19 protein-coding genes are annotated in these 25,467 nt (G+C 64.8%); 8 read left to right on the top strand and 11 right to left on the bottom strand.

What is annotated here, in order from left to right; all coding sequences use genetic code 11:
- Window positions 1-126: 126 nt before the first annotated feature.
- On the bottom strand, window positions 127-2,043 hold the full coding sequence (aspS, locus tag J8F10_RS11335; protein WP_210653933.1) for an aspartate--tRNA ligase: 1,917 nt from the start codon (window positions 2,041-2,043) through the stop codon (window positions 127-129).
- Window positions 2,044-2,204: 161 nt separating this feature from the next.
- On the opposite strand from aspS, the gene J8F10_RS11330 reads away from it, so the two are divergent.
- Entirely contained in the window at window positions 2,205-4,244 is a 2,040-nt protein-coding gene (locus J8F10_RS11330; protein WP_246523173.1) for an endonuclease MutS2, read from the top strand.
- A gap of 29 nt (window positions 4,245-4,273) precedes the next feature.
- Here J8F10_RS11330 and J8F10_RS11325 read toward each other — a convergent pair whose 3' ends face one another.
- The 3 genes from J8F10_RS11325 to J8F10_RS11315 form a co-directional block, all read right to left on the bottom strand.
- Window positions 4,274-4,948: a CbiM family transporter gene (locus J8F10_RS11325; RefSeq protein WP_210653932.1), complete on the bottom strand. Its 675-nt coding sequence runs from the start codon at window positions 4,946-4,948 to the stop codon at window positions 4,274-4,276.
- A gap of 257 nt (window positions 4,949-5,205) precedes the next feature.
- Window positions 5,206-8,706 carry a PVC-type heme-binding CxxCH protein gene (locus tag J8F10_RS11320; RefSeq protein ID WP_210653931.1) on the bottom strand — a complete coding sequence of 1,167 codons (3,501 nt, stop codon included), beginning with the start codon at window positions 8,704-8,706 and terminating at the stop codon, window positions 5,206-5,208.
- Window positions 8,707-8,857: 151 nt separating this feature from the next.
- Complete coding sequence (locus tag J8F10_RS11315; RefSeq protein ID WP_210653930.1) at window positions 8,858-9,802, bottom strand: SGNH/GDSL hydrolase family protein; 945 nt, start codon at window positions 9,800-9,802, stop codon at window positions 8,858-8,860.
- Window positions 9,803-9,952: 150 nt separating this feature from the next.
- Between J8F10_RS11315 and J8F10_RS11310 the strand changes: the two genes are divergently transcribed.
- From J8F10_RS11310 to J8F10_RS11300, 3 genes are all read left to right on the top strand, one after another.
- Window positions 9,953-10,627, top strand: a complete 675-nt coding sequence (locus tag J8F10_RS11310) for a fused DSP-PTPase phosphatase/NAD kinase-like protein (protein ID WP_210653929.1) — start codon at window positions 9,953-9,955, stop codon at window positions 10,625-10,627.
- The gene (locus tag J8F10_RS11305; RefSeq protein WP_210653928.1) at window positions 10,624-11,727 is read left to right on the top strand and encodes an LptF/LptG family permease; all 1,104 of its coding nucleotides are present in this window, start codon (window positions 10,624-10,626) and stop codon (window positions 11,725-11,727) included. The genes J8F10_RS11310 and J8F10_RS11305 overlap by 4 nt, the downstream gene beginning before the upstream one ends.
- Before the next feature lie 230 nt (window positions 11,728-11,957).
- Window positions 11,958-13,043: a peptidylprolyl isomerase gene (locus tag J8F10_RS11300; protein WP_210653927.1), complete on the top strand. Its 1,086-nt coding sequence runs from the start codon at window positions 11,958-11,960 to the stop codon at window positions 13,041-13,043.
- A 221-nt stretch (window positions 13,044-13,264) separates the two neighbouring features.
- Here J8F10_RS11300 and J8F10_RS11295 read toward each other — a convergent pair whose 3' ends face one another.
- Window positions 13,265-14,314 (bottom strand): RluA family pseudouridine synthase, encoded by a 1,050-nt coding sequence (locus J8F10_RS11295; protein ID WP_210653926.1) that lies wholly within the window; start codon window positions 14,312-14,314, stop codon window positions 13,265-13,267.
- A 203-nt stretch (window positions 14,315-14,517) separates the two neighbouring features.
- The gene (locus J8F10_RS11290) at window positions 14,518-15,303 is read right to left on the bottom strand and encodes a tetratricopeptide repeat protein (protein ID WP_210653925.1); all 786 of its coding nucleotides are present in this window, start codon (window positions 15,301-15,303) and stop codon (window positions 14,518-14,520) included.
- A 196-nt stretch (window positions 15,304-15,499) separates the two neighbouring features.
- Between J8F10_RS11290 and ftsY the strand changes: the two genes are divergently transcribed.
- A complete protein-coding gene (gene ftsY, locus J8F10_RS11285) occupies window positions 15,500-16,414 on the top strand; it encodes a signal recognition particle-docking protein FtsY (protein WP_210653924.1) in 915 nt (304 codons plus the stop codon).
- Between the two features lie 328 nt (window positions 16,415-16,742).
- Window positions 16,743-17,882 carry a fatty acid desaturase family protein gene (locus tag J8F10_RS11280; protein WP_210653923.1) on the top strand — a complete coding sequence of 380 codons (1,140 nt, stop codon included), beginning with the start codon at window positions 16,743-16,745 and terminating at the stop codon, window positions 17,880-17,882.
- A 100-nt stretch (window positions 17,883-17,982) separates the two neighbouring features.
- Here J8F10_RS11280 and J8F10_RS11275 read toward each other — a convergent pair whose 3' ends face one another.
- The 3 genes from J8F10_RS11275 to J8F10_RS11265 form a co-directional block, all read right to left on the bottom strand.
- The gene (locus J8F10_RS11275) at window positions 17,983-19,326 is read right to left on the bottom strand and encodes a COG3014 family protein (protein ID WP_210653922.1); all 1,344 of its coding nucleotides are present in this window, start codon (window positions 19,324-19,326) and stop codon (window positions 17,983-17,985) included.
- Between the two features lie 50 nt (window positions 19,327-19,376).
- Complete coding sequence (locus J8F10_RS11270; RefSeq protein WP_210653921.1) at window positions 19,377-20,027, bottom strand: penicillin-binding protein activator LpoB; 651 nt, start codon at window positions 20,025-20,027, stop codon at window positions 19,377-19,379.
- Between the two features lie 249 nt (window positions 20,028-20,276).
- On the bottom strand, window positions 20,277-20,663 hold the full coding sequence (locus tag J8F10_RS11265) for an RNA recognition motif domain-containing protein (RefSeq protein ID WP_210653920.1): 387 nt from the start codon (window positions 20,661-20,663) through the stop codon (window positions 20,277-20,279).
- A 249-nt stretch (window positions 20,664-20,912) separates the two neighbouring features.
- On the opposite strand from J8F10_RS11265, the gene rpsU reads away from it, so the two are divergent.
- Entirely contained in the window at window positions 20,913-21,131 is a 219-nt protein-coding gene (gene rpsU, locus J8F10_RS11260) for a 30S ribosomal protein S21 (RefSeq protein ID WP_246523171.1), read from the top strand.
- Between the two features lie 86 nt (window positions 21,132-21,217).
- Here the strand turns inward: rpsU and J8F10_RS11255 are convergent, their stop codons facing one another.
- Complete coding sequence (locus J8F10_RS11255; RefSeq protein WP_210653919.1) at window positions 21,218-21,490, bottom strand: hypothetical protein; 273 nt, start codon at window positions 21,488-21,490, stop codon at window positions 21,218-21,220.
- A 548-nt stretch (window positions 21,491-22,038) separates the two neighbouring features.
- Between J8F10_RS11255 and J8F10_RS11250 the strand changes: the two genes are divergently transcribed.
- Window positions 22,039-22,551 (top strand): hypothetical protein, encoded by a 513-nt coding sequence (locus tag J8F10_RS11250; RefSeq protein WP_210653918.1) that lies wholly within the window; start codon window positions 22,039-22,041, stop codon window positions 22,549-22,551.
- A gap of 24 nt (window positions 22,552-22,575) precedes the next feature.
- Here J8F10_RS11250 and J8F10_RS11245 read toward each other — a convergent pair whose 3' ends face one another.
- Window positions 22,576-25,395, bottom strand: a complete 2,820-nt coding sequence (locus J8F10_RS11245) for a serine/threonine-protein kinase (protein WP_210653917.1) — start codon at window positions 25,393-25,395, stop codon at window positions 22,576-22,578.
- Window positions 25,396-25,467 lie beyond the last annotated feature (72 nt).

Genomic DNA, 25,467 nt, shown 5'->3' with positions numbered 1-25,467 from the left:
ACCGGGACCGTCCCGGCGGGCCTCTAACTCGGGGAAGAGTTTGCCTGCGAGCGGGGCTGGAGCGGTTTCCCACCCCGACTCCCGCTCTACCCAGTCAACGCAACGTCTCACGCGACTTGCGCGAAATCAACTCAACTTCACTCCCAATTCTTTCAACTGCCTTTCATCAACACACGCCGGGGCACCCGTCATCAGGTCGCGGGCGCGCTGGTTCTTCGGGAACGCGATCACGTCACGAATGTTGGTCGTCCCCGCAATAATCATGGCCCAGCGGTCCAGACCGAGGGCGATGCCGCCGTGGGGCGGCGCGCCACTCTGGAGGGCGTCCAACAGGAAGCCGAACCGCGCCTTGGCTTCCTCGGGGTTCATGCCGAGGATCTCAAACACGCGGCTCTGCACGTCCTGGCGGTGGATACGGATGCTCCCGCCGCCGACCTCGTAGCCGTTCAGCACCATGTCGTAGGCCTTGGCCCGCACCTTACCGAGTGACTCGTTCTGCCAGAAGTGGGGCAGGTCTTCGTCCATCGGCGCGGTGAACGGGTGGTGCATCGCGGCCCACTTCTTCTCCTCGTCGTCCCACCCGAACATCGGGAAGTCGAGCACCCAAGCGAAGTTAAAGTGCTCGGCGCGCGGCTGGAACGGGACCGGGGCGTAGTTCTCTTTCTTCTTCTTGGCGGCGTCCGCTTTTTTCTTCTCGGATTCGTCGTGCTCGGCCTTCTCTTCCCACCAGTTCCGGTAGAGTTTGAGCCGCGTCGCGAGGTGGATGCGCAGCGCTCCGAGTGCGTCGCACACGATCGCTTCCGGTCCCGCGACGATCAAGAGCAGGTCGCCGTCGGCCGTGCCGAGGCGCTCGGTGAGTTTGGCCTTCAGTTCGTCCGAGAGGAACTTCTCGATGGAACCGGTGAACTTGCCGCCCTCCACCTTGAGCCACGCCAGTCCCTTCGCCTTGTACGTCTCGGTCACTTTCGCCAGTTCGCCACCGGGCTTCAGCGCGGTGTTGCTGAACAGCGGCGCCTTCTTCGCGTCCTGCGCCGCAGCCGCGCCCTTCGCGTTGATCGCGCGGACCACCCCTCCGGCCGCGATCGCGTCCTTGAAGAACTGCGCCTCGCTCGCGCCGGCAATGTCGGTGACGTCCGTGATTTCCAGGCCGAACCGCAGGTCCGGCTTGTCGGAGCCGTACTTGGACATGGCCTCCGCGTAGCTCAGGCGCGGGAACGGCAGGTTCAGCTTCACGCCGAGGCACTTGTCGAAGATGTCGACCGCGAGCCGCTCCATGACGCCGGTGACGTCCTCGCGCTCGACGAACGACATTTCGACGTCGAGCTGCGTGAACTCGGGCTGGCGGTCGGCCCGCAAGTCCTCGTCGCGGAGGCAGCGCGCGATCTGGAAGTACCGGTCGTAGCCCGAAATCATCAGCAGTTGCTTGTACAACTGCGGCGATTGCGGCAGCGCGAAGAACTCGCCGTTGAACACGCGGCTGGGCACGAGGTAGTCGCGCGCGCCTTCGGGCGTGCTCTTCCCGAGCAGCGGGGTTTCGACTTCGAGGAAGTTGTGGGCGTCCATGTAGTCGCGGATCACCTTGCACAACCGGTGGCGCAGGATCAGCACCTTCTGGAGCGAGCGCCGGCGCAAGTCGAGGTAGCGGTACTGGAGCCGGAGGTCTTCGTTCGCGAGTTCGCTGCCGAACTCGCTGATTTCAAAGGGCAGCGGCGGGCACTGGTTCAGCACACGCAGCGTCTTCGCCTCGACCTCGATCTCGCCGGTGGAGATGTCGGCGCGGGCCGCACCTTCCAACCGCTTGCGGACGAGCCCGGTCACGGACACCACCCACTCGCTCTTCAGTTCCTTCGCTTGGGTGAACAGTTCGGCGTTGTCGGCCCTGTTGAACACCACCTGCGTTAGGCCGTAGCGGTCGCGGAGGTCGGTGAAGAGCTGGTGCCCGTTATCGCGAACGGTCAGCACCCACCCGTTGAGCGTGATCGTCTGCCCGACGTGTTCCTCGCGAAGCTGTTCGCAGGTGTGTGTTCGTTGCCACTCGGCCATTACCATCTCCCGACTGAAAATGTCTCGGTCCGCGGAAACTCAGTATACGGACCGGGGTGCGCGGCGGGCGGTTCACATCGCACCGGAACGCCCGAAGCGCTCCGGGTACGTACAATTCCCTGGCCCCGAACCCGGCCGCGCGCCGAGGTGTCTTGTGGGGCATGATTACCCTCGAAGCAACACGGACCGATTTGGCCCTCATGGACGCTCACACGCTCGATCTCCTCGGATTCGATAAGGTCCGCGCTCTGCTCGCCGATTACGCGGCCTCTTCGCTGGGGCGCGACCTCGCCCGGCAGATCGAGCCCTCGACCGATTCGGCCGCGATTCGCAAGGAAATCGCCCTCACGACCGAGATGGTCGAAGCACTGGGGCTGAACCAGGCTCCGCCGTTTAGCGGCCTTCATGACGTGAGATTGATAGCCCGGCGCGCCAAGATCGGCACCATGCTCACGGCCGAGCAACTCATCGAAGTGGCGGAAGCTCTCAACTGTACCGGCGCAATGTACCGCTACCGAATGCGCCTCGCGGAACACCTCTCGGGCATCATCGACCACCTCTCGGGCATCGAGGATCTCGGTACCGTCGGCAAATCCATCGGCGGGTGTATTGATGGACGCGGGCACGTTCTCGATATGGCGAGTCGCGATCTCGCTGCGGTGCGCCAAAAGCTCTTCGACCTCGACGAAAAAGTGAAGGCGGAAATCCGGCGCCTCCTGCGCGATCCGGAATTGCGAAAGATCCTGAGCTACCCGAACGCGACCGTCCACGGCGATCACTACGTCCTACCCGTCTCGGTGAACCACCGGCACAAGGTCAACGGCGTCGTTCACCGTATGAGCGGCACCGGCGAAACGGTGTTCATCGAGCCCGCGAGCATCTCGAACCTCAGTGCCGAGCGCGTGCAACTGAAGGCCGACGAGGACCGCGAAGTGAAGCGCGTGCTCCGGCGGCTCAGTAGCGAAGTCGGCCGCGTCGCGAATCCGCTGGTGTTCGCCCTCGATGTGATCGCGAAACTCGACCTCATCACCGCGAAGGCCCGGCACGCACGCGACTTCAACATGTACCCGCCGGACGTGAACACCGAGGGCCGACTCTGGCTCCGACAAGCGCGCCACCCGCTCCTCGAATCGATGTTCCGCAACGATCCCGTGCCGAGCACGGAGCGCGGAGCGCGGAACGCGGAACAAAAGGCGAACGAATCCGCGAAGACAGTTGATCCGCCCGACTCCGATGCTTCCGCCCCGCGCCCAGTACCCCGCGCCCCGCGCTCGGTCGTTCCGATCGATATTCGGCTCGGGATCGGGTTCAACATCCTGGTGATTACGGGACCGAATACGGGCGGCAAAACGGTCACGCTGAAGACGACAGGTCTGTTGTGCTTAATGGCACAGTGCGGGATGCACATACCCGCGGGCGAGGGCAGTTTGGTTCCGGTGTTTAGACACATCCTGGCCGACATCGGCGACGAGCAGAGTCTCGAACAGTCACTCAGCACCTTCAGCTCACACGTCTCGCGCATCGCGTCGATCTTCCGCACCGCGGACGACCAGAGCCTGATTCTGCTCGACGAACTCGGGGCCGGCACCGATCCCACCGAAGGGGCCGCACTCGGTCGAGCAATCCTCGACCAGCTCGACGCGGTCCGGTGCCGCGCGATCGTGACGACGCACCTCGGCGACCTGAAGACCTACGCTTTCAACAACGACCGGGCCGAGAACGGAGCGGTGGAGTTCGACATCGAGACGATGCGGCCCACCTATCGGCTGCACATCGGCCAGTTCGGGATGAGTAACGCGCTCAAGATCGCCCGGCGCTTGAAGCTCCCGAAGGATCTTCTGCGCAGAGCTCACAAGTATCTGAAGAGGCGCAAGGGCAAGACCGGTGAACTCGCCCGCCTCCAGGAACTGCGCCTCGAAGCAGAACAGGCAAAGGTGGACGCGCTTGCCGCCAAGCACGATGCGGACCGCGCGAAGGAGTCGTTCGAGCGCGAGCGCCGCGCTCTCGATAAGGAAGCTGCAGACCGGGTCGCACTCAACGAATTACGTGCGACACTGAAAGCCGGTACGGTGGTGACGGTGCAGCGGTTCGGCTCGAACGGCAAGGTTGTGAAGGTGGACGCGAAGAAACAGACCGTCACCGTGAGCGTCGGCATCGGGCAGTGGGAAGTCCCTTTTGAAGAGATATTCCCGGTGACGTGATTGGGCGGGCCGGATGTCTTCCGGCCCGTTTACCAGGAAGTGTCTTCGTTGGGTGGGGTGTTTGGCTTTGGCGGCTCGCGCCGCGAACCGAGCATCTCGGGCTTCACCTTTTCCAAATAGCTCACCAGTACACCGAGCATTGCTCCTTCGACGATGACAACGGGGATGTGCGCGAGCAGGACCAACTGCGCGAGTCGTTCCCAATCGTCTTTACCACCGAGCAGCAGTACGAGGAAGTTCAGCACGACCGCGCCGGCCACGGCCCCCCCACCCAGCAGCACGCCGCGAACGAAAGCGGGCACGCGCAGGCGTCGGAGCACGGGGTACAGCGCGCCCGCGATGAGTGCCGGGATACCCACGATACAGGCATTGATGCCGAGGGTGGAATACCCGCCGTGTTGGAGCAGCAGGTACTGCAGCCCCAAACCGATTGCGATCGCGAGTGGGGCCCGGCGCCCGAGTATGACCCCAACGAGCCCGTTCAGGATGAGGTGAACACTGGTGGGTAGCACCCCGAGCTTGATGTGAACGCTGGACGCGACGAAGAACGCGGCCGTGAATACGCCGATGCGCGGGATCTCCTCCTCGCGCACCTTCCACATCGCGAACACGAGCATGACCGCCAGGCCACCGAAGCCGGACGCCAACCACGCGGTCGCGAGCGCCCCGTCCGACAAGTGAACGGCGAAAAGGGGAACGTGCATGTCGCCTTCGGTGGAGCGCGGGGCTTACCCGCAAGTCAGGGCATTTGGTCTCGTTTCGAGTTCGTCGTATTGGGCAAACGAGCCGCGACCGCAAGGGAGCGGAGCCGTGGCTCCCAGTGTAGGAATGGCACCGGTAGCTTTGTGCCTCCCGCTCCCTTGTGGTCGCGGCTCGCCATACGCAAACCGAAATAGCTCCGGGCGATTTTAGTTACCCGGAGCACGCATTCAGCGGGTGACGACCCGCGCTCCACGAAACTTCACTTTCCACCCACGACCGCGACACGTGCGGGGGATTTCTCCACGTCGTCCAACTCGATCCGCACGTCTTCGGTCGCGCGCTTCGAGCGGTCGATGAGGATCGTCACCGTTTGCACGCCGGCCTTCAGATCGAGGACCGTTTCCGGCTTCGGTTCGATGGGCGTGTTGCCCACGTACACCGTCAGGCCCGCGACCGAGTTGAACTTCAGTTTCGCGGCCCCGGCGGTAGTAACGTCGAGTTGGAAGCGCAGCACCGTTTGCGGCGCGGTATCGTTCCACACGGTGAACTTCGGTTGCTCTGCGAGCGGCAAATCGCCCGACACCTTCGAGTACGCAGGAGCCCACGAGAACGGGCTTTCTGCTTCCGCGGCGGCCGAAACGCGGGCGCGCCGGAAGGCGTTCAGGTTCGCGTTGGTCGGCTCGATCACCTGCCAGCGCCGGACGACGCGGGCCTTGCTCGGGGCGTAAGCCCCACCGACCTTACCGAGTTCCGAAATGTACCGCACGAGGTCCGCGAAATCCTGCTTCGTGAGCTGGTCCGTCAACCCTTCGGGCATGAGGGACTTGGTGGACTTCGTGCGCTCCGCGATGTCCTTCACCGGGATCGTGATCTCCTTGTCTTCGGCCGTGCGGAGCACGAGCACCCCGTTGCCTTCGCGTACCTTGATCCCCTGAACGACCTGGTCCTCGGTCGTAACGATCCGCGTCACGTCGAAGCCCTCCTTGATCGCTTTGTGCGGCAGTAGGAGTGAATCGACGACGTAGTCGGCTTGGGCGCTGGCGCCGATGCTGGTGAGGTCCGGGCCGACCTGCCCGCCGGCGCCACCATAAGCGTGGCACGCGAGGCACTGGAGCTCCTTGCGGCGGTACACTGCCTCTCCGCGTGCCGCGTCGCCCGTTTTGAGTGCGTCCGCGGCGATTGCTTTCACTTCGGCCTCGGTCGGCGGTTTGCGAGCGGCCGTGAGGTCGCCGGCCTTCGTGAGCGCTGCGGTCAGGTCGTCGGCCGGTTGGCCCGCGGCGCGAACCGCCTTCAGGCCGATCTTCGCGACATCCGCCGGGAGCTTCTTGTCTGCGAGCGCTTTCGCCAGCACGGTCGCGCCGCCCTTCCGATTGACGAACGCCGCGAACAGGTCAATCAGCGCTTCGTCGGGCTTGGCGTCCGGGAGGAACTTCGCGGCTTCGGCCGCCGCCGCGGGCGTATCGAGCGCGGTAAGGACGACGATGGCGAGTCGACGCACGTCCGGTTTCTGTTCCGAACTACTGAGCTTCGTGATGAACGCTTTCGCATTCGCGTCGCCGAACAGTGCAAGCCCTTCGAGTGCTGCAGTACGGTCGGCCGAATCGACAACCTTTTCGGACTTGGCGATGCTTTCCAGTGTCGGGCGCAGGCCGCCGATCCTCCACAGCCCCGCGAGCCGAAGTGCCGAACGCGACGCGGGCCGCGTTTTGCTGTCCGGTTGGGTGTTGATCTCATCGATGATCGCGTGGAGTTGGTCGGCGTTTTTGGGTGCGGCGACTTTTCGTGTTCGGACCGCGTCTTCCAGCGCGAGGAAGAGGGCGTTTCGTTGCTCCGCGCTCACACCGGTGTCACGGTCCGCGTGGGCGAACACCTTGCCCAACTCTTCCGATCCGCCGATCTGCGCGAGCAGCAGGTACAGCCCGTGAACGTTCTCCTTCGGTACCTTACCGGCATCAATGAGCGCGAGAACCGGCTTCACGGTGTCCTTGTTGCCGATCGCGTTGAGTGCGAACGCGAGCTTCTTCGCGTCGCCTCCGAAGGTGAGTTTCCCGGACTGGAACTCGGGGAGCCAGTACGGTTCGAGTTCGCGTGCGGTCAACCACAGTGCGTAATCGAGTGTGCGGTCCATTGGTTGGTTCAGCGCACGCAGAGCGACGTCGGTGCCGAGAACGGCCTCCTCGGGCAACGTCTTAATTAACGAAATCGTGGCCCGGACCGCTTCAAGGCGGACCAGGGGGCTGGGGTCCGAAACGGCGCGCTCCAGCCACGGGCGAATGTGCGGACGCGCGACCATCTCATGGTGGTGAGAAAGGAGGCGGACCGCGGCAGCACGAACCGATTTTTGCTTGGCTTGCAGTAGTTCTTCGAGCAGTGCCAGGTAATTGTTATTGGGATCGAATTCCGCAAGCGACTGGTACATCCACGCTGCTTCGAGTCGGGCGTCCTCGTTCTCTTTCGGCTGAGCCGCGACCCATTTCGCGAGTTCCGGCAGCACCTTTTCCGCGCCGCGCTCCTTGAGCACGCGCTTGGCTTGTTGGCGCGTCCACTGTTCGGGCGACTTCAGTTGTTCCAGCAGTTGGGGAATGGTCGCGTCGGTGAGCTTCGGGTTCTTCACGAGATCGCGGCCCTTTGCGGTCACGCGCCAGATGCGGCCGTGCGTGTGGTCGCGGCGCGGGTCGCGGAAGTCCACTTCGCCGTGCTGGATGATCGGGTTGTACCAGTCCGCGATGTACAGCGCGCCGTCCGGCCCCATCTTCACGTCGATCGGGCGGAACGCGGGGTGGTTGCTCTTGATGACTTCCGTCATCTCTCGCGCGGCGAACGTGCTGCCGTCTTCTTGAAGCTTGAACCGGCACACGCGGTGCCCGCGGAAGTCGTTGGTGACGACGTCGCCCTGCCAGTCGTCCGGGAAGTGCCGGCCCGAGATCACTTCGAGGCCGCAATACTTCGGCGAGCCGGGGTTCATCCCGTGCAGCAAGCGCTGGGCGTGCGGGCCGACGGACGTGAGATAGTAGGCGCCGGGGATCGCGTGGTTGATGCCCTCACCGCCCGCACCGTCGGTCGCGAGCGACTGCCCGTACTTGTCGAAGGCGTGGCCCCATGTGTTCACCCAGCCGCGGGCGAAGACGTCGAGTTCTGTCTTGTCCGGGTTGTACCGCCAGATGCCGCCCGCGTTCAGACGCTTCACGCCGCTCGGCGTTTCGATGTGGCTGTGAATGTAAATCGACTGGTTGAAGTACAGCCGGCAGTCCGGCCCCCAGCGGAACGTGTGGATGATGTGGTGCGTGTCTTCCGTGCCGAACCCGCTCAGCAGCACGCGCTTCTTGTCGGCCTTGCCGCCGGGCTTGCTCGCGCTCAGGTGAACGAGTTCGGTGCTGTTCGCGACGTACACGCCGCCGTCACCGGGTTCGAGCCCGGTCGGGATGAGCAGTCCGTCCGCGAACACGGTGGTCTTGTCGGCCTTCCCGTCGCCGTTGGTGTCTTCGAGGACGATGATCTTGTCGTTCGCTTTCTCGCCCGGCTTGATTTGCGGGTAGATCTCGCTCGACGCGATCCACAACCGCCCCTGCGGGTCGAAGTTCATCTGGATCGGCTTCGCCAGCAGCGGGTCGGCCGCGAACAGGCTCACCTCGAACCCGGGCGCGACGGTAAACGTCTTGCGCTCCAGTTCCGGGTCCGGGTCGGGCACCTTCGCGTCGTTCTGCGCGAACGCGAGTGAGGGTGAGAGCAGAAGTAGTAGCGAGAGTGTGTATTGGCGCATAAGTGAGAGGGTGGTTGTGTCGGGCGAACCCGGCCCGCAAGGGCCGTGGGTTGAGTGCGTCGGGGGCGCGGGGCGAGTGAATGTTGGGTGCGGTCGGGCGTTGTGGTGGGTGAAGGACCCACGGCCCTTGCGGACCGGGTTCACCGGGCGGTCACTTGTTCAGCGACTTCCGAATCTTGGCGATCTCGTCCTCGGCCTTCGCGATGAACGGGTCGAACTCGACGATCTCTTTCGCGTTCTTCCCCTGCTCGTGCTTGCGGAACCCGAACAGGTACGTCTCGTTCTGCGGGCGCCACTTGTTGAAGAACTGCTCGTTCTTCGCGATGATCGCCTGACGGAGTGGTTCGAGCTTCTCCCCACTGGCGACCGTCCCCGGTTGCACGAGACTGTTCGTGAAAAAAGGCGCGAATTCCTTGTATCCGGCTTCGGTTAGGTGCATTCCGTTATCCGTGAACGGACCCGAAGAGCGGATGTTCTGGAAGTTGTGGAACAGGTCCGCGAGCGGGAGCCCGCGCTTTTCCGCAATCGCTTTGATCGCGCCGCTGTAGATCGCGAGTTTGTCGTTGAGAGCCTTCGGGTCTGAGAGACTTGCCGATTTCTCGACAGGGATCGGCGTAAGTAGGAACACGCGCGCGTTGGCGGGCCTGAGCGAGTCGAGGAGCTTTTCCAGTCCCTTCTCGAACTTCGGTAACCCCTCTTTGCCCCCAAACGCCTCGTTCGAGCCGAAGTTCACGAAGATCACGGTCGGCTTGAGTTCCAGGGTGAGCGACACCATGCGCTCGTAGCCCTTCGCGGCGTTGTCGAAGCCGGCGCGGGCGTCGCCGAACACCGTGTCGCCGCTCCAACCGAGGTTGCGCACGGTGAGGTTCTTGTCGGCGTTCGCGGCGATGAGTGCGGTTTCCCAGTAGCCGTAGCGCTGCTCGCGCTCGACGAGCGTGTTACCGAGCCACACGATCCGGTCGCCGTCTTTGAACTCGAACGGTTTGGGCTGATTTGCGGGTTGGGCGGGCTGTGCGGTGGGGCTGAGTGTGCGGGCGGAGCCGGGCGGGAGAGATTGCGTGCCGATTAGTACGGCGAACGCAGCGGAGAGGAGCATTTGGGGTTCCTCGCGGGGGTGGGGTTGGGTCAAGATACGTCCCGCGGTCGCGGTTGACACGCCCGCGCGGTTGTGTATTAGTGTCGCACTCGCTTTTTGACGCGCTCCCGCACCGGCGGGACCACGGTTCCCGCTACAGCAGGCCTCGGGATGCGGATCGTATTGCAGTGGGTTCTCGGCGCGGTCGTGGCGGTGGTCGTTCTCGGCCCGCCCGCCGCACTCTATCGCTCGCAGTACATTCACGCCAAGCGCTTCCGCGAGGTGGACGCGGGGAAACTGTACCGGTCCGGGCAGATGACCGCCGAGGGGTTCCGCGAGTTCATCGAGCGCCACGGCATCAAGACCGTGGTGAACCTCCAGCACGAGGAACCCGACCCACTGCTGCCGGACGACTGGCTCGGTAAGGGAAAAGTGCGCGAGAGCGAACTGTGTAAGGAGCTTGGCGTGGGGTACCGGCTTATCACGCCCGATATTCTCCCGCCCGGCAACACGCTCGAAACCGAGCCGCCGGCCGTGAAGGAGTGGATCGCGCTGCTCGACGACGAGAAGAACTATCCCATTCTTTTGCACTGCAAGGCAGGGTTGCACCGGACCGGTCGGCTCACCGCGATCTATCGGATGGAGTACCACGGGTGGTCGGAGGGTGAAGCGCTGCGCGAGTTGCGCGCGAACGGGTACGGGTTCGTGGCGGCGAGCGAGAACGACGAGTTCGTGATTCAGTTCATCCAGAACTACAAACCGCGATCGAAGAACGAACGCTTGACGGCCGGGGCCGCGGGGCAGGTGGTCGGGGGCGCGGTCGCCGCGGGGGGGGCGCGCCCGTGATTACCGCCATCGACCGCATGTTCCTGGTGACCTTCTTCCGGTCCTACGCGATCGTGCTGGTCAGCTTGATCTCGCTGTTCGTCGTGATCGACCTGTTCACGCACCTCGATGACTTCGTGAACAAGCCGGGCGGGTTCGCGGCGTCCGTGCGGCACATCACCGTTTATTACGGGAACCGCGTACCGGAACTGTTCGACCTGCTGGGCAACTTCATGACGCTGATCGCCGGCGCGTTCACCGTGGCCTGGATGCAGCGCAACAACGAACTGCTGCCGCTCCTGTCCGCGGGCGTGCCCACGCGCCGCGCGGTGCGCCCGGTGCTCCTCGGCTCGGCGCTCACGCTCGCGCTCGCGCCACTGAACCAGCAGTTCGTGATCCCCGAAGTGGCCGACCAGTTGACGATGCAGCGCGACGACCCGGACCGGGCGAAGGCGCAAGTGCTGATGGGCGCTTACGACGCCAGCGGCATTCACTTCGAGGGGTTCGCCGGGTACAAGAAGGACCGGCGCGTGGACCGGATGTGCGTCACGTTCCCGGAGAACTCGCCGAGCGGGATGCTGCACCTGACCGCCGAAGAAGCCGTCTTCATCCCGAAGAACGGTGACGACCCGCTCACCGGCGGGTGGCTCCTCACGCGCACGGCCCCCGAGTCGTTCGAGGGGAAACTGCCGACCAACCTCACGGTTCTGGGCACCAGTCGGTTCTTCATCAAAGTTCAGGACGCGGACTACGACACGGTGTGCCGCGGCGGGGCGTGGTACGTTTATGCGTCCACTACCGACCTCCGCGAAATGCTCATCGACCCGGAACCGCGGCGGCGCGGGAAAATGGCCGTGCTGTTCCACACCCGCGTGACGCGCCCGTTCGTCGGTATGCTGATGGTGGTGTTCGGGCTGTCGGTGATCCTGTGGAACCCGAACCGGCACGTCATCATCAGTTCGGGCCTGTGCCTTTTGATCTCCGGCGGGCTGTTCCTGTTCGTGATCGCGTGCAAGTATTTGGGCGACCAGGACGTGCTCCCCGCGGCGCTGGCCGCGTGGCTGCCCGTCATCGTCTTCGGCCCGCCCGCGCTCGTCGCGTTCGACTCGGTTCACACCTAACTTCAGAGTTCCAAAGTTCCACGTTCCAAAGTTCCAGAGTTCCAAGAAGAGACACGGGACGGTTTTCTGTCTTTACTTGGAACTCTGGAACTTGGAACGTGGAGCTCTCATACACGGAACTCCGACTTGACGCCTCTTTTCGCCCCCGCTATCAGCACGGCCTTCGTAGACCCGGGGTGCCTTGTTGGGGGGCTAGTAGGGGCACCCGATTCGCCTGGAGGAAGTCCGAGATGCGCAAGTCGATTCGCGGGGCCGCGGCCCTGGTTCTCGGTTCGGCCCTGGCCGCGTCGGCCGTTGCCCAACCGCCCGCGCCGGGGGCGCCGCCCGCCGGTGTACCCGCAACACCGCCCGTAGCGCCGAGCGTGGCGCCGTCCGTGACGCCCGCCGCCAAAGCGCCCGAGGTCCGGCCCACCGGCAACGCCGCGACCGTCAACGGGAAGGCCATTCCCGAGGTCGCCGTCTACCGCGCGCTGCGCCAGTTCCCGGACGCGCACAAGGAGATGGCCCGCAAAGAGATCATGGCCCACCTGATCGAGAACGCCCTCATCGACGAGTACCTCACGCTCCTCAAGGTGACGGTGGACGATAAAGACGTCGACAAGCTCATCGGCGACCTGAAGAAGGAGCTGACCGACGCGAAGAAGGACTACGTCAAGGAACTCGAAGCGATGATGCTCACCGAGGCCGAGTTTCGGTCCGAGGTGACGGCCCAGATGAAGTGGGAGAAGTTCGTCCAGCAGCAGGGGACCGACGCGGCCCTCAAGCAACTGTTCGACAGCAGCCCCGAGGTGTTCGACGGCACGATGGTCCGCGCCCGGCACATCCTCATGACGCCGGGCACCGACGAGGCCAAGCAAAAGGACGCGGCCCAGAAGCTGCGCGGCATCAAGCAGGTCGTGGAGCAGGAGGCGGCCAAGGCCGTCGCCGCGCTGCCCCCCACGGCGGACGCGCTCGCGAAGGAGCAGGCCCGGACCAACAAGACCGACGAACTGTTCTCGGCCTACGCGAAAGAGTACTCCACCTGCCCGTCCAAGAAGGACGGCGGCGACCTGAACTTCTTCCCCCGCGCCGGGGCGATGGTCGAGCCGTTCGCGAAGGCCGCGTTCGCGCTCAAGCCGTATGAGATGACCGACGTGGTCGCCACCGAGTTCGGCTACCACCTGATCCTCGTGACCTCGCGGCGCCAGGGCGCGCCCAAGAAGTTCGAGGACAAGGGCGTGAAGGAAGACGTGCAGATGCTCTACGCGATGCGGATTCGCGAATCGGTCATTTCGATGATGAAGCCCAAGGCGCAGATCACCATCACGCCGAAGTGAGTCGATGGTTCCCGGCGAACGGCCGGTGGGTGTGCGACGCGCCAGTGTGCGGGTCGCACACCCACCGGCCGTTCACTTTCGGTCACCGCGAAAACACCTCGCGGTGACACCGTTTCTCCGTCGTGTCGAAGTCGGACGGAAGAGTTTTTGACAGGATTACCAGGATCAAGAGAAACGCTCTTCTGAATCCTGGTAATCCTGTCAAAAACTCTTCCGCGTTCTCACCTCACGGCTCGGTGTGCCCGCAGTGCGTCCAAGACGCGGCGCATGTCGGGCGGGAGCGGGGCTTCCGCTTCGATCCACTGACCCGTTCGCGGGTGCTGGAATCGGAGCCGGAACGCATGAAGCGCCTGGCGCGCGATTAACACTTCGTCTTCGGTCTGGGGAGTGCCGGGTGCCAGTTCCGACAACTTCATTTGCGATCGCCCGCCGTAAATCTTGTCCGCGAGCACGGCGCACCCGACGTGCAGCAGGTGAACGCGGATCTGGTGCGTGCGGCCCGTTCGCGGTTGTACCTTGACCAGCGTGAACCCGCGGAAGCGTTCCAGCACCTCGTAGTAGCTCAGGGCGTGCTTCGCGTCGGGGTCGGTCGAAACCATCATCTTGAGGCGGTCGTAGGGGTGCATCTTGAGCGCCCCCTCGATGTAGTCGGAATCGCGCTCGAGTTCCCCGGCCGCGATCGCGACGTACTCCTTGAACACCTTGCGCGACTCGAACTGCATCGCGAGGTCGCGGTGCGTGAGGTCGTCCTTCGCGACGAGGATGACGCCGCTGGTGTCCTTGTCGAGCCGGTGGACGATGCCCGCCCGCAGGTGGCCGGCCCCGGTGCTCAGGTGCGCGCGGAAGTGCCACTGGAGCGCGTTAACGAGCGTACCGGACCAGTTCCCCTTCGCGGGGTGAACGACCATGTCGGACGGCTTGTTGACGAGCGCGAGCCACTCGTCCTGGTACAGGATGTCGAGCGGGATGTCTTCGGGGACCGGGATCTCGTGCGTCGGTTCCGGCATCGAGACGTGCAGCCGCTCGTGCTTCCGCACCTTGTAGCTGGGCTTCGTGACCGGTTTGCCGTTGACCGTGATGCCGCCGGCCTCGATCGCGCGCTGCACCAGCGACCGGCTGAAGTCCGCGCCCAGGTGGAGCTGAACGTACTGGTCGAGGCGCATCCCCTCGGACTTGACCATCACGAGCAGGTCGAGGGGTTCGCGGAACCGCACACTGGACGCGACGGGCGCCGGTTCCGGGATGAGATCGTCTTCGAGTTCGTCGGACATGGTGGCAAACATCACAGGACAGAGTTCAGAGAACAGAAATCAGAAGCCGGAGTTCAGAGAACAGAAGACGGAGATCAGAGAAAGACAGAGGCACGTGCCCAGAAGTCAGCGCCTCGTTCCCCGTTCTCTGTCGTCCGACCTCTGTATTGAACTCTGGCTTCTGATTTCTGTTCTCTGAACTCTGGCTTCTGTTCTCTGATCAATTACGGCGCGGTACCGGGGAGCCCGCCGTGGATCGGGTCGCGCGGCATCTTCGGGTCGAGTCCGGGGAGGGTCGGCGCCGGGATGTTGTACGCGCTCGTCTGGAGCTTGATGACTTGGTCTTGGGTGTTCAGGTTACGGAGCTCGTCGGCGAGCTTCTTGCTGTCCTTGCCCCAGTCCGTGTCCGGGGCGGATTCCGCGACCTTGTCGAGCCACTCGACGGCCTTCTTCGGGTCGCCGCGGAACTGGTCCTGCTGGCCCTCTTTCGTCATGCCCACGAGCGCGGCCTCGGCCTTCGCGCACCCGAGCAGGCACTGCGTCTTGAGGAGCGGATCGTCCTTGAACTCGTCGACCAACTTGGTGAACGACTCGCGGGCCTTCTCCACGCTCTCGACGGCCTTTTTGCGCACGTCTTGGTCCGGCGCGGCGAACCGGTCGATGCCGTCCTGCCCGAGCTGGATGCGGGCCACGTCGAGGGTCGCGAGCCGGCCCTGGATCGTGTTCGGGTTCTTCTTGGCGTACTCTTCCATCGACGCGATCGTCCCGAGCGAGTCCCACTCGACCCACTTGGCCGATTCGACCTTACTGTTGCTGTGGAGGATGTAGTACGTCACCCCGATCGCCGCCGTGACGACGAGAACCAGCGCCATGACCCGGTAACTGACCAGCTCCCCCTGCTTGAATTTCTCCCACCCGGTCGTGAGGCTCGCCGCGAGCACGTTCGGCTCCGCCTTCGGTTCGGTCTTGGCCAGGGGCTGGGTCGCGGGCGGTTGTTGTTCCGTACTCATAGCGCTCTCGACACACCAGGGAGGCGTTGCGGCCGGCACAAGCGGCACATTCTGCAGATTGAGTTAATGATATGGCCGGTGCGCTGCGCGGTCAACCGAAGCCCCCGTGCCCGTGACGCGCTTTGTCGCGGGGGCGGGATGTGCCGGGAACCGCGTCCGATACAATGAGGGTCTCACGCACTCACGAGGGCGGCGCATGTTGGGGCGGCTGTTCAAGGGCATCAAGGCGGGGCTGACAAAGACCAAGGGCGTCTTCGGTGGCGTGTTCGACCTGCTCCGCGGGAAGGGGCGCGTCGATCAGGCGTTCCTGGACGAACTCGAGAAGCGCCTGTACCTCGCGGACGTGGGGACACAGGCCACGCTCCTGATTGTGGACCGCGTGCGGCAAGCGTTCCGCGACAAAGAAATCACCGGCGAAGTCGAAGTGTTCGTGAAGGCCCAGCTCCGCGAGCTGCTCACGGCCACCGCCCCGGGCATCAACTACCAGGCCAGCGGCCCCACCGTGGTCATGATCGCGGGGGTGAACGGGGCCGGTAAAACCACGTCCATCGCGAAACTCGCGAACCGGCTCCACGCGGACGGCAAGAAGGTGCTGCTCGCGGCGTGCGACACGTTCCGCGCCGCGGCGGTCGAACAACTGACCGTGTGGGCCGGGCGGATCGGCTGCGAGATCGTCAAACAGGGCCAGAACGCGGACCCGTCCGCGGTGGCACACGACGCCTGCGAGAAGGCCAAGGCGCGGGGGTTCGATGTCCTGATTGTGGACACCGCGGGCCGGCTCCACACGCAGACGCACCTGATGAAAGAGCTGGAAAAGATTCACCGCATCGTGACGCGACAAATCCCCGGTGCGCCTCACGAAGTGCTGCTGGTGCTGGACGCGACGACCGGGCAGAACGCGCTCACGCAGGCCGAACAGTTCTCGAAGTCGGTGAAGTGTACCGGCATCATCCTGTCGAAACTGGACGGCACCGCAAAGGGCGGCTCGGTGTTCGCGATCAAACAGAAACTCGGGATGCCGGTGAAGTTCGTGGGGGTCGGCGAGCAGATCGACGACATGGAGCCGTTCGACCCGGATGCGTTCGTCAACGCGCTGTTCGAGAAAGAGTAGGCACAACTCGAACGGGTCCTGTGCCGCTGGAAGCACTGGCCGTGCAACTCGTGCCCGGTCGCGAGCGAATTCGCAATATTCTCGTCGCGGCGAACCGTTCTCGGTTCACTGGAAATCAGTGGAATCGGGTGAGGTTGCAGCGCCAGATTGCTCGTAAATCGTGCGGCGCGGCCCGATTCCGACCGTGCCTCGCGCGCTTGTGGGATATAATACCTACCTCGCACGAACCCCTCACTCACAACGAAGCGGTTCGCCCGCGCTGCATCGTGTGGCGTGGCTCCGGTTCTCCCGCGCAAGGATTCGCCGCAACCGGCGGATAACTGACTTCATGTCTGTACGAACGGAACTCGCCCCTCATGCGCCCCCCGCGCAACTGGATCATTCGGACCCGAAGCCGAAGTTCCCGAAGGACGAGGCCGGGTTCCTGAACGAACTGAAGCGCCGGACCGATGCGTATTTCGCCGAGACCGGGCGCAGCGAGCGCGACTGCTGGCGCATGTACCTGAAGACCGCGGTGATCCTCGGGTGGCTCGCGACCTCCTACGCGCTGCTCGTGTTCGCGGCGCCGACCGTGTGGCTCGCGGCCCCGCTCTCGATCTCGCTCGCGCTCGCCATCTCCGCGGTCGGGTTCAGCATCCAGCACGACGGCGGGCACCACGCCTACTCCCGGTTCGCCTGGGTGAACCGGCTCGCGGCCCTCTCGCTCGATCTGATCGGGGCCAGCTCGTACCTGTGGAAGTGGAAGCACGTCGTGTACCACCACACGTACCCGAACGTGGCCGGCCAGGACACCGACATTGATGTGGGGCGCGTCGCGCGGCTCGCGCCCCAGCAGCCGCGTCTCTGGTTCCACCGGTGGCAGCACCTGTACCTGTGGCCCCTGTACGGGGTGACCGCGGCCCTGTGGCACCTGTACGGCGACTTCCGGGACGTGATTGCCGGGGCCATCGGGCCGCACCGCATCCCGCGCCCCAGGGGCTGGGACCTGGTCGTGTTCCTGACGGGTAAGGCGGTTTCGATCGGGCTCCTGTTGGGAATCCCGATGATGGTCCACTCGTGGTGGGTCGTGCTCACGTTCTACGCGGTGGTGACGGCGGTAGTGGGGGTGGTGCTCACGGTGGTGTTCCAACTGGCACACTGCGTCGAGGAAGCCGAGTTCCCGCAACCGATCGGAGACGGGCGCCGCATGGAAGATGCGTGGGCGGTCCACCAGGTCCACACGACAGTGGACTTCGCGCGCAAGAGCCGCGTGCTATGTTGGCTCCTGGGCGGGTTGAACTTCCAGGTGGTCCACCACCTGTTCCCGCGCGTGTGCCACGTCCACTACCCGGCGCTGTCCCGGATCATCGAAAACACGTGCCACGACTTCGGGGTGCGGTACTCGGCCCACCGGACGTTCCTGGCCGGAGTCGCCTCGCATTTCCGTTGGCTGCGTCAACTCGGGCGCCCGCAAGCGATTCCGGGGTGATGCGATCGGCGGTCAGGTTCACCTCCGGCGGTAAAAACACAGACGCGCACGCGGTGGCCAACTGGCTACCGCGTGCGCGTCAGTGCGTTTGGGGCCGAAGTTACTTCCCCGTACCGTTGGTGACGAGGCGCCCGACGAGTTTGGAGTCGGGGAAGTTCCCCAACACATAACTGTTGCGCCCGTCGCGGACCTGAACGCGGATCGTTTCGGCCGCGCCCATCGCGGACCCGTTGCGGCCCTGCGGCTGGAGTGTCAGGTCGTGTTCGCCCGCGGGCAGTTCGAGGCGCAGCACCTGGATTTTGTCCGGCAGCAGCCCCCAGCACCGCGTGTCCGCGGATTCCGTGGCTTCCCACGCGACCCCGACGACGTTGAGGGCCAAACTCGCCATTTGCGTTTTGTCGGTGCCGGTCGCTTCCTTCACGCCGTAGATCACGCCCTTCTTCACAACCCGGCGCACCACGGCTCGCGCGAGTGTTTCGGGCAGCAGCGCTTCGCACTGTTCTGAGGCCATCTGGCCCACGTCGGTGATCGTTTCGGTCCGGCCCGCGGGCTTGCCGTCCGCGCCCACGGTCACGCTCGCGATCTGGTTGATCGGGCGCACCACGCGCGGGATCTTGATCGGGGCGATCGTCGGCGGGAGCGACTGTTTGCCGGTCGCGGTGAGTATCCGGTCCGCGATCAACATGGCCACAGTGCTGACGATCTCGGACCGTTCTTCCTTGTACGGTCCGCGCCCGACCAGCGTAAACACGTACACGACGCCGTTGCCCTTCTGCGAGTGCCGCCCGTTCTTGGCGCGTTCCAGATCTTGCTTGATCGGCGCGAAATCGGGCTGCCACTTCGCGACCAGTTCCAGTGACCGGGCCACGTCGTCGTAGTTCGTTTGCGTCTCTTCGCGCAGCGCGGCGTGCAGGTACGCGCCCGAGGACACGAACTTGTAGTTCGCCTTGAGGTTCTTCCCCTCGCCGTCGGTGCTCTTCGATTTCTCGATGATTTGCTGCTGCTTCTGGTTCACCTGGAGCGCGTAGGCGGTCGCGTCGGACCCGTCGCCGAGCAGGTTACTGAGCGCCAGCATGACGCGGATCAGCACCTTCTCGTAGTCCTCGCCCGCGTAGGCGAGTTGCTGGTCGTCCGCGAGCATGGAAAGCACGCCCTCGGCGAGGTCTTTGCCTTCTTTCTCCTCGAAGCGGTCCCGCACCTCGCGCAAGGTGGCTTCCGCCTCGCGCGGTTTACCTTCGGAGAGCAGCACCATCGCGCGGTCGAGTTTCAGCACGTCGGCCTCACGGCCGTTTTTGGCGATGGCCGCGTCGATCTTCGTTTTGGCCGCGGACACGTTGCCGGTGTTGTACGCGGAGCGGATGTCTTGCAGCCGGTCCGCGTGGGTCGTACACCCGCTCCCGACCAGGAACGCGGTCGCGAGTGCGAGCGCAAGCAGTCTGGGCATCGAGCTCTCCGGGTGGGGCTAGAGTTTCAGCACAACGAGCGTTCGGCGGCTCAGCGCAGCCCGTGGCTCTTGCGGTACCCCTTGCGGATCGAGGCCGACTCCTTGTCCGGCGTTCCGGTCTGGATGTTCACCAGTTCCAGCGTGAGCAAGTAGTCCTTCTGCGTGTTGTCGTTAGTGGAGCGGGTCGTACCCGATGTGAGGCTCGCAAACAGCAGGTAGTCGATCGGGCTCCCCTGCGATTCCATGACCTTAATAAACTGGCGCTGCTTTGTGGGCACGAACAAATCGTCCGGCTGGAGCTGTGCTTCGCGCAGGCCGGCTACGAAGAACTCGCGGCTAATCTGTGCAAAGACTTGCGAAGTATTGATGCGTGTGTCAATGATTTCAACGATCTGGTCTTTGAAGTCGAAGAGCTCTTCAGAAGACTTGTTTTTCAAACCCACGAAGCAGATGCGTTTTGGCGCCGGTGCTGGGACGGACGCGGGCTGAAGACCGGCGCTTTGGCGCGCGAGCAACTTTCCGACCGCCTCTTCGATGAGCGGCTTGAACGTCTCGGCCCCGGCCGCGGTGTTACCGACGAGGTCTTTCTTGTTGTCCTTCATCACCTCGCCGACTTGTTGCCCGCGGCACCCCAAAAGGGTGGCAGCGGTGAAGCCCGCGAGCGAGGTTCCGGCCAGTCCGAAAAAGCGACGACGGTCCATGACCTATCTCCGGTCGTGTGCGGGCGCGGACCCACGATCCCCCTCGCGGACCCGTGTCTCAAACGGTGAATTGGCGCGGCAATAACAGAAGGGTTCCGACCGAGCAAGCCTGAACAAAAAATGAACAGTTCCGGAATCGCAGCGTGTTGAATTGATTAGAGATGAGCGGGCGTGGTCGAGAGGCGGTGCATAAAAAGACCGACCCCCGACAACAAATGTCGGGGGCCGTTGGATTATTCTAATTGAAGCTTAGTACCGGCGACCACCACCACCACCGCCGCCGTAACCGCCGCCACCACCGCTACGGCCACCGCCGCCACCGCCGTAGCCACCACCACCGCCGCCGTAACCGCCGCCACCACCGCTACGGCCACCGCCGCCACCGCCGCCACCTTCACGGGGCTTGGCCTCGTTGACGGTCAGTGCCCGGCCGTCGAGCTGCGTCCCGTTAAGGGCCGCAATCGCCTCGTCGCCGCCGTCGCTCATCTCGACGAACGCGAACCCGCGCGGGCGACCGGTTTCCCGGTCCATAATCAGCTGCACTTTGGTCACCGTGCCGTACTGGGAGAAGATCTCCCGGAGTCGGTCCTCGGTGGTCGAGAACGACATGTTCCCGACATACAAATTCTTCGCCATCGCGGGCCTCGGAGTAGAACGGTAAGGAAGGCGCCTGGGCGCCTTTGAGGTCGCGAGCGCGCCCGCGACCCGTGGTCATCGTAGCAGGTCGGGGGCTCGCCCCTTGCAGACATTCGGGATAAAATTATCGAATACACGAGATTTCTTCGAGCCGGGGAACTCGTGTCCGTTCGACGTTTAAAGTAATTCGGGTGGCTCATTTGGCCGGCGCTCGTATAGTTTCTCGTTGTCACACTACCGGGAGGCAGAATGGGATTGCGCATGCGGGTTCACGACCGGGAGCCGATCGGGGCGGCCCTTCGGCGGTTCAAGAAGTTGGTCGAGCGGAGCGGGCTGAAGCGCGAACTGCGCGCCCACGAGTACTACGAAAAGCCGTGCGAGGCCCGCAGCCGTAAAGAGGCCAAGCGGCGCAGCGCGATCAAGAAGGCGGCCCTCGGCAAGCCGGTCAAGAAGGAACGGGCGTACTAATCGAGACCCGGTTCCCGAAACGAACGCGGCCCGCCCCACTGGGGCGGGCCGCGTTTCGGGAGAGCAGATCCGAGCGAACCGCGAATTCAGGACGCGAGGGGCGCTACGGGCAGGGCGGTCTTCGGCGCCACTTTCTTTTTCGACCCGCGCGGCGGGACCTCGCCGGCCGTGCCGCGGGCGAGCTTCTCGGCTTCCTGCTCGGTCTTCAGCCCCGTGTGCAGCAGCGTGTGGAAGCCGGGGCGGGCGGCGTCGAGGGCGTCCCACTCCCGCTGTTCGCAGACCACGTTCCCGGCAAACGTGTTGCCGTGAAGGGTCATCCGGTACACGACCCACGACTTGCATACTTCGGTAATCCGCATCTGATCTCCGTGAAAGTATTTAGTCATTCTACTCGTAACTCGATCCGAATTCGCTGTCCAATCCATCAGAAATTTTGGAAAGGTTTCCGGGCGGAACGACTCGCCGCGAACGGCGCCGGTTTTGGTGGTCGCACGAAAAGAGGAAGCCGGCGACCAAAGCCGCCGGCTCTCGTGGATAGGTTGGGGGAAGGGCAGTGGGGTGTGTGAAGCGGGCCTGGGGACTCGGCCCGACCTGGTGTTCGACGAAGAAAAGTAATGCAGACCGTGTGCCAAAGCTCGAATCGTCGGTCGCGCGGTCCATTCTCGGCAGGATTTTCAGGTATTGCGGCTCGTAGCGGTTCAGCGTCACCGGGAAACAGGGTGTAATTCTTACCGTTTTGTGCAAGCCATACGGCCGGCTGGGAACATTCTTGCCCGGTCCGCGGACCGGATATGCCGTCCCGCCGACCCGTCTTCCCCTTCTTCGCGCTCTTCGCTATGAACCCGTCGAACTGGTCGGACCGATGAGATCCGTAAGACCGCCCCTAACTCCCGTGCGAAAGCCCCCAATGCCGCAGATGAGCGAGAGCGCTGCCGAGAAGCTCACCCCGCAACAGGCAACGGCCCTGACCCGGGTTCTCGACCTCCAGGCCCGGTGGGAGAATCACCGCGACGATCCCGCGAAGAGTGCATCGGCCACGGCCGACCTCCAGGTGCGCCAGAAGGCGTTCGAGGCGTTCCGATCGGCGTGGCGCGAGTTCACCGCGGAGTACCGCACTGCTCAGCTCCCGGAACCGACGCAGAACGTGCCGGACCGACTGGCGATTTGGTGCCGGACCCTGCGCGCCGTTCTGCGCCGTGCGGAGAGCGGCAGCCCGGCGGCACTCGTAACGAAGGTTCACCGCCTCGCGGACCGGATCGCGGCGCGGGTGGGGAAGGAACCGGTGGGTCGGGGACCGGTGGCCGACTTGTCGGAGGGCATTCGGGAACTGGACGCGGTCATCGCGTGGTGCGAGGTGCCGGCCACGCTACCCGGTCCTGTGGTCGCCTTCCCCGAAGGGCGGAAAGAAGAAGCGGCGTAGCGCCCCGAGCTCCCGCCGTCACTCCTAATCGTGCTTCGCAGCGGCGAGGCGCGCGCGGGCGGCGGCGACCATCTTTGTGAACTCGGGGTCTTTCCGCAACGGATCGAGGTCCGCGTCGGTGTCGACCATGTCGAGGCCGAAGCCGGTTTTGAGCGCGGACCAGAGCAGGTGGAGCGCTTCTTTCTTGTCCTCGGGGTGCGATTTCGCGGTGAGCGCGTAAATGCACCCGACCTGATAAAGGTTCGCCGGGCGCGTGTCTCGGAGGAGCGCTTCGTGCGCGTCTTTGAGGGCATCGGCGCGCTTCCCGCGCCGGGCGAGTTCGACCCCGCGCCCGGCGCGCGTCGGGACGTGGTCCGGGTGCAGTTCGACGGCGCGGTTCAGCACCGCGAGCGCGTCGTCCGGTTTGTTCAGGCGCTCGCCCAAAATGTGCGCCTTCAACTGCAGCGCGGTCATCGAGAACGGGTTGATTTTCAGCGCTTCCTCGGCGTCCGCGAGTGCTCCTTTGGCGTCACCGGCGAGGCGCTCCGTGCCGCGCGCGACCCAGCTCGCTTCATCGGCCGGCGTGAGGCGCAGTCCCTCTTCGCGGTCCGTCTGGGCTCCCGGGAGGTTGTTCCGGCGCTGGCGAACGGATGCGCGAAGAAGCCGAATGTGTACCGGCGCCCCGCCCGCTTCCAGGGCGCGCGAGAGATCGGCTTCGGCCTCTTCGAGATTGCCTTCCACTTCGTGAATCACGGCCCGCTGAACGTACACCTCGGCCGGGACCGGATCGAGCGCGATGGCGCGCGTGAAGTCGTCGCGGGCGTCTTTGAACGCGCGGCTCCGCGCCAGAGCCAGCCCCCGGTTCCGCCACGCCGGGGCGAAATCGTCGCGCAATGCGAGACACGCCGTAAAGCACGCGACCGCGTCGGCGTCGTGGTCCAGCGCCAGATGAACCGTTCCGCGAACGAACCACGCGGAGAAGTTCTTCGGGTCGAGGTGGGTCGATTTTCGCAGGTGCGGTAGTGCTTCACGGTGCCGGCCCTGCTGCGTGAGTACCGCCCCTAACAAGTAGAGGTCGCGGGCGGAGTCCGGCGGGGCCGTGCCCGTGTCGGCGCGGAGTGTTTCGGCCTCGGCGCGGTTGCCGCGCAGATCGGTGATCGCGGCGCGTTGTTCGCGGACCGCGTGCGGGAGCCGGTCGCCCGCGAATCGTGCGGCCACCTCATTCCACTTCGCGGCCCGATCCAGGTTCTCGGACCGCGCGGGTGGGTTGTCCGACCCCATCGCCCGTAGATACGCGACTTGAGCCATCAGATAAAACGTTTCTCCGACGTCTCCCCGCAGTCGCGTGCGGTCCGCATCCGGTAGGCGGCCCACTTTATCGCTTGCCGCCCATGCCTCTGCGTCGTCTGGCACGTCGTAGCGCGCGAGAACCGCCCGGAGTTTGGTGTCCGCTTCGTCTAGTCGGGGGCGGGACTGGTTCCGGTCGTCGAGGAAGAGCTGCGCGTCCGCGAACTCGGCCCGGTGGTCCGCGAAGACCGCACGGGCGCGATCGTCGCGGCTCCGGTCCCACGAGTACGCGAAACTCGCCCCGAGGCTCACAAGGAGCACGGTGGCGAGGGCGCCGACGGTACCCGATGACGCGAGCCGCGGGTTCCGCCGCGCCCATTTTCGTACCCGTTCCCGCACGGACGGGTTCGGCGCGAATCGCAGCGGGCGGTTGTTCAGGTGCCGGTCGATGTCTTCGCTGAGGTGTTCCGCGCGCTGGTAGCGGTCCACCGCGTCGGGCGCCAGACACTTCCGCACGATCGCATCGACGGCCGGGGATATGGAGCGGTTGAACGCCCTCGCCGCGGGCGGTGGCTGCTCCCGGTCGGCGAGCAGGGCCGATATCGGGGGGCGCCCGAGGCTGCGCCGGGACGGGAACGGGTGCCGGCCCGTGAGCAACTCGAACAGGACGACGCCGAGCGCGTAAATGTCGCACCGGCCGTCGAGCGCGCCGCTCTTGTCGCGGAACGCCCGCATCTGCTCGGGGGCCATGTAGGGCAGGGTGCCGCCGACCGCGGCGCGCTCGGCCCCGTCGCGGGCTTTCGTGTCTTCGGCGAGGTTGAAGTCGAGGAGCATCGGGCGCCCCTCGTCCGTGAGTAGCACGTTCGCGGGCTTCAGGTCGCGGTGCAAGATCCCACGGTTGTGGGCGTGAGCGAGACCATCGGCCAGTTGCTGGGCGAGACAGAGTACCGCCTCAACGAACGAGAGCCCCTCGAGTCGTGCCCACCCGTCGTGCGCGTCGGCCGAGAGCACGGGCCGTTCAGGTAATGTGGGGAGTACCCCCGGCGTCAGTCCCGGGTCTACACCCGATGGGGCGGACCCGGCCGACGGCACGGTGTGGTCGCCGCACTGGGCGATCGTACTCCGCAACTCACGCCCGGAACTCGGTAGGCTGGCTCGGTCGCGGAGGCTGCCGACGACGTCGGCCAGAGTCGTGCGGCCGTAGTACGGCATGCACACGGCCTGGAGCGGCCCGTCGCGGTGGAACGAGTACACCGGGACGATGTTCGTGTGCTGCATCTGGGCCAGCGTCTGCGACTCGCCCCCGACGTCGCACGCCACCTTGAGAGCGACCGCGCGCCCGGCCAGGTCGCCCTGGCGCGCCAGGTACACCCGCCCGAACGCCCCGCGGCCCAGCTCCCGCTCGATGTGGAAGCCGAGGTACTCGTCCCCGGGTTTGGGGAACCGCGCTTCGGTCTTGACCCACTCCGACAGGCTCTCCGCGCTGGCGAGCAGGTCGCCACCGGCGCGAACGACCGGTTCGTGAGCCGCACGGTTGAGAATGCCGGTGGTCGGAACGGCAGAAGGGGAGGGGGGCATCGCGGTTCTCTCGGGGCGAGTCCGAAGTGCTCGATTGGAAAACGGACGGGACGCGCTCCTCGCGGGTGCTGA

The organism is Gemmata palustris (genome assembly GCF_017939745.1).
In the GTDB taxonomy this organism is placed as follows: Bacteria; Planctomycetota; Planctomycetia; order Gemmatales; family Gemmataceae; genus Gemmata; species Gemmata palustris.
Note: the sequence above shows the minus strand (reverse complement) of the source record. Positions and strands in the feature narration are given on the sequence as shown.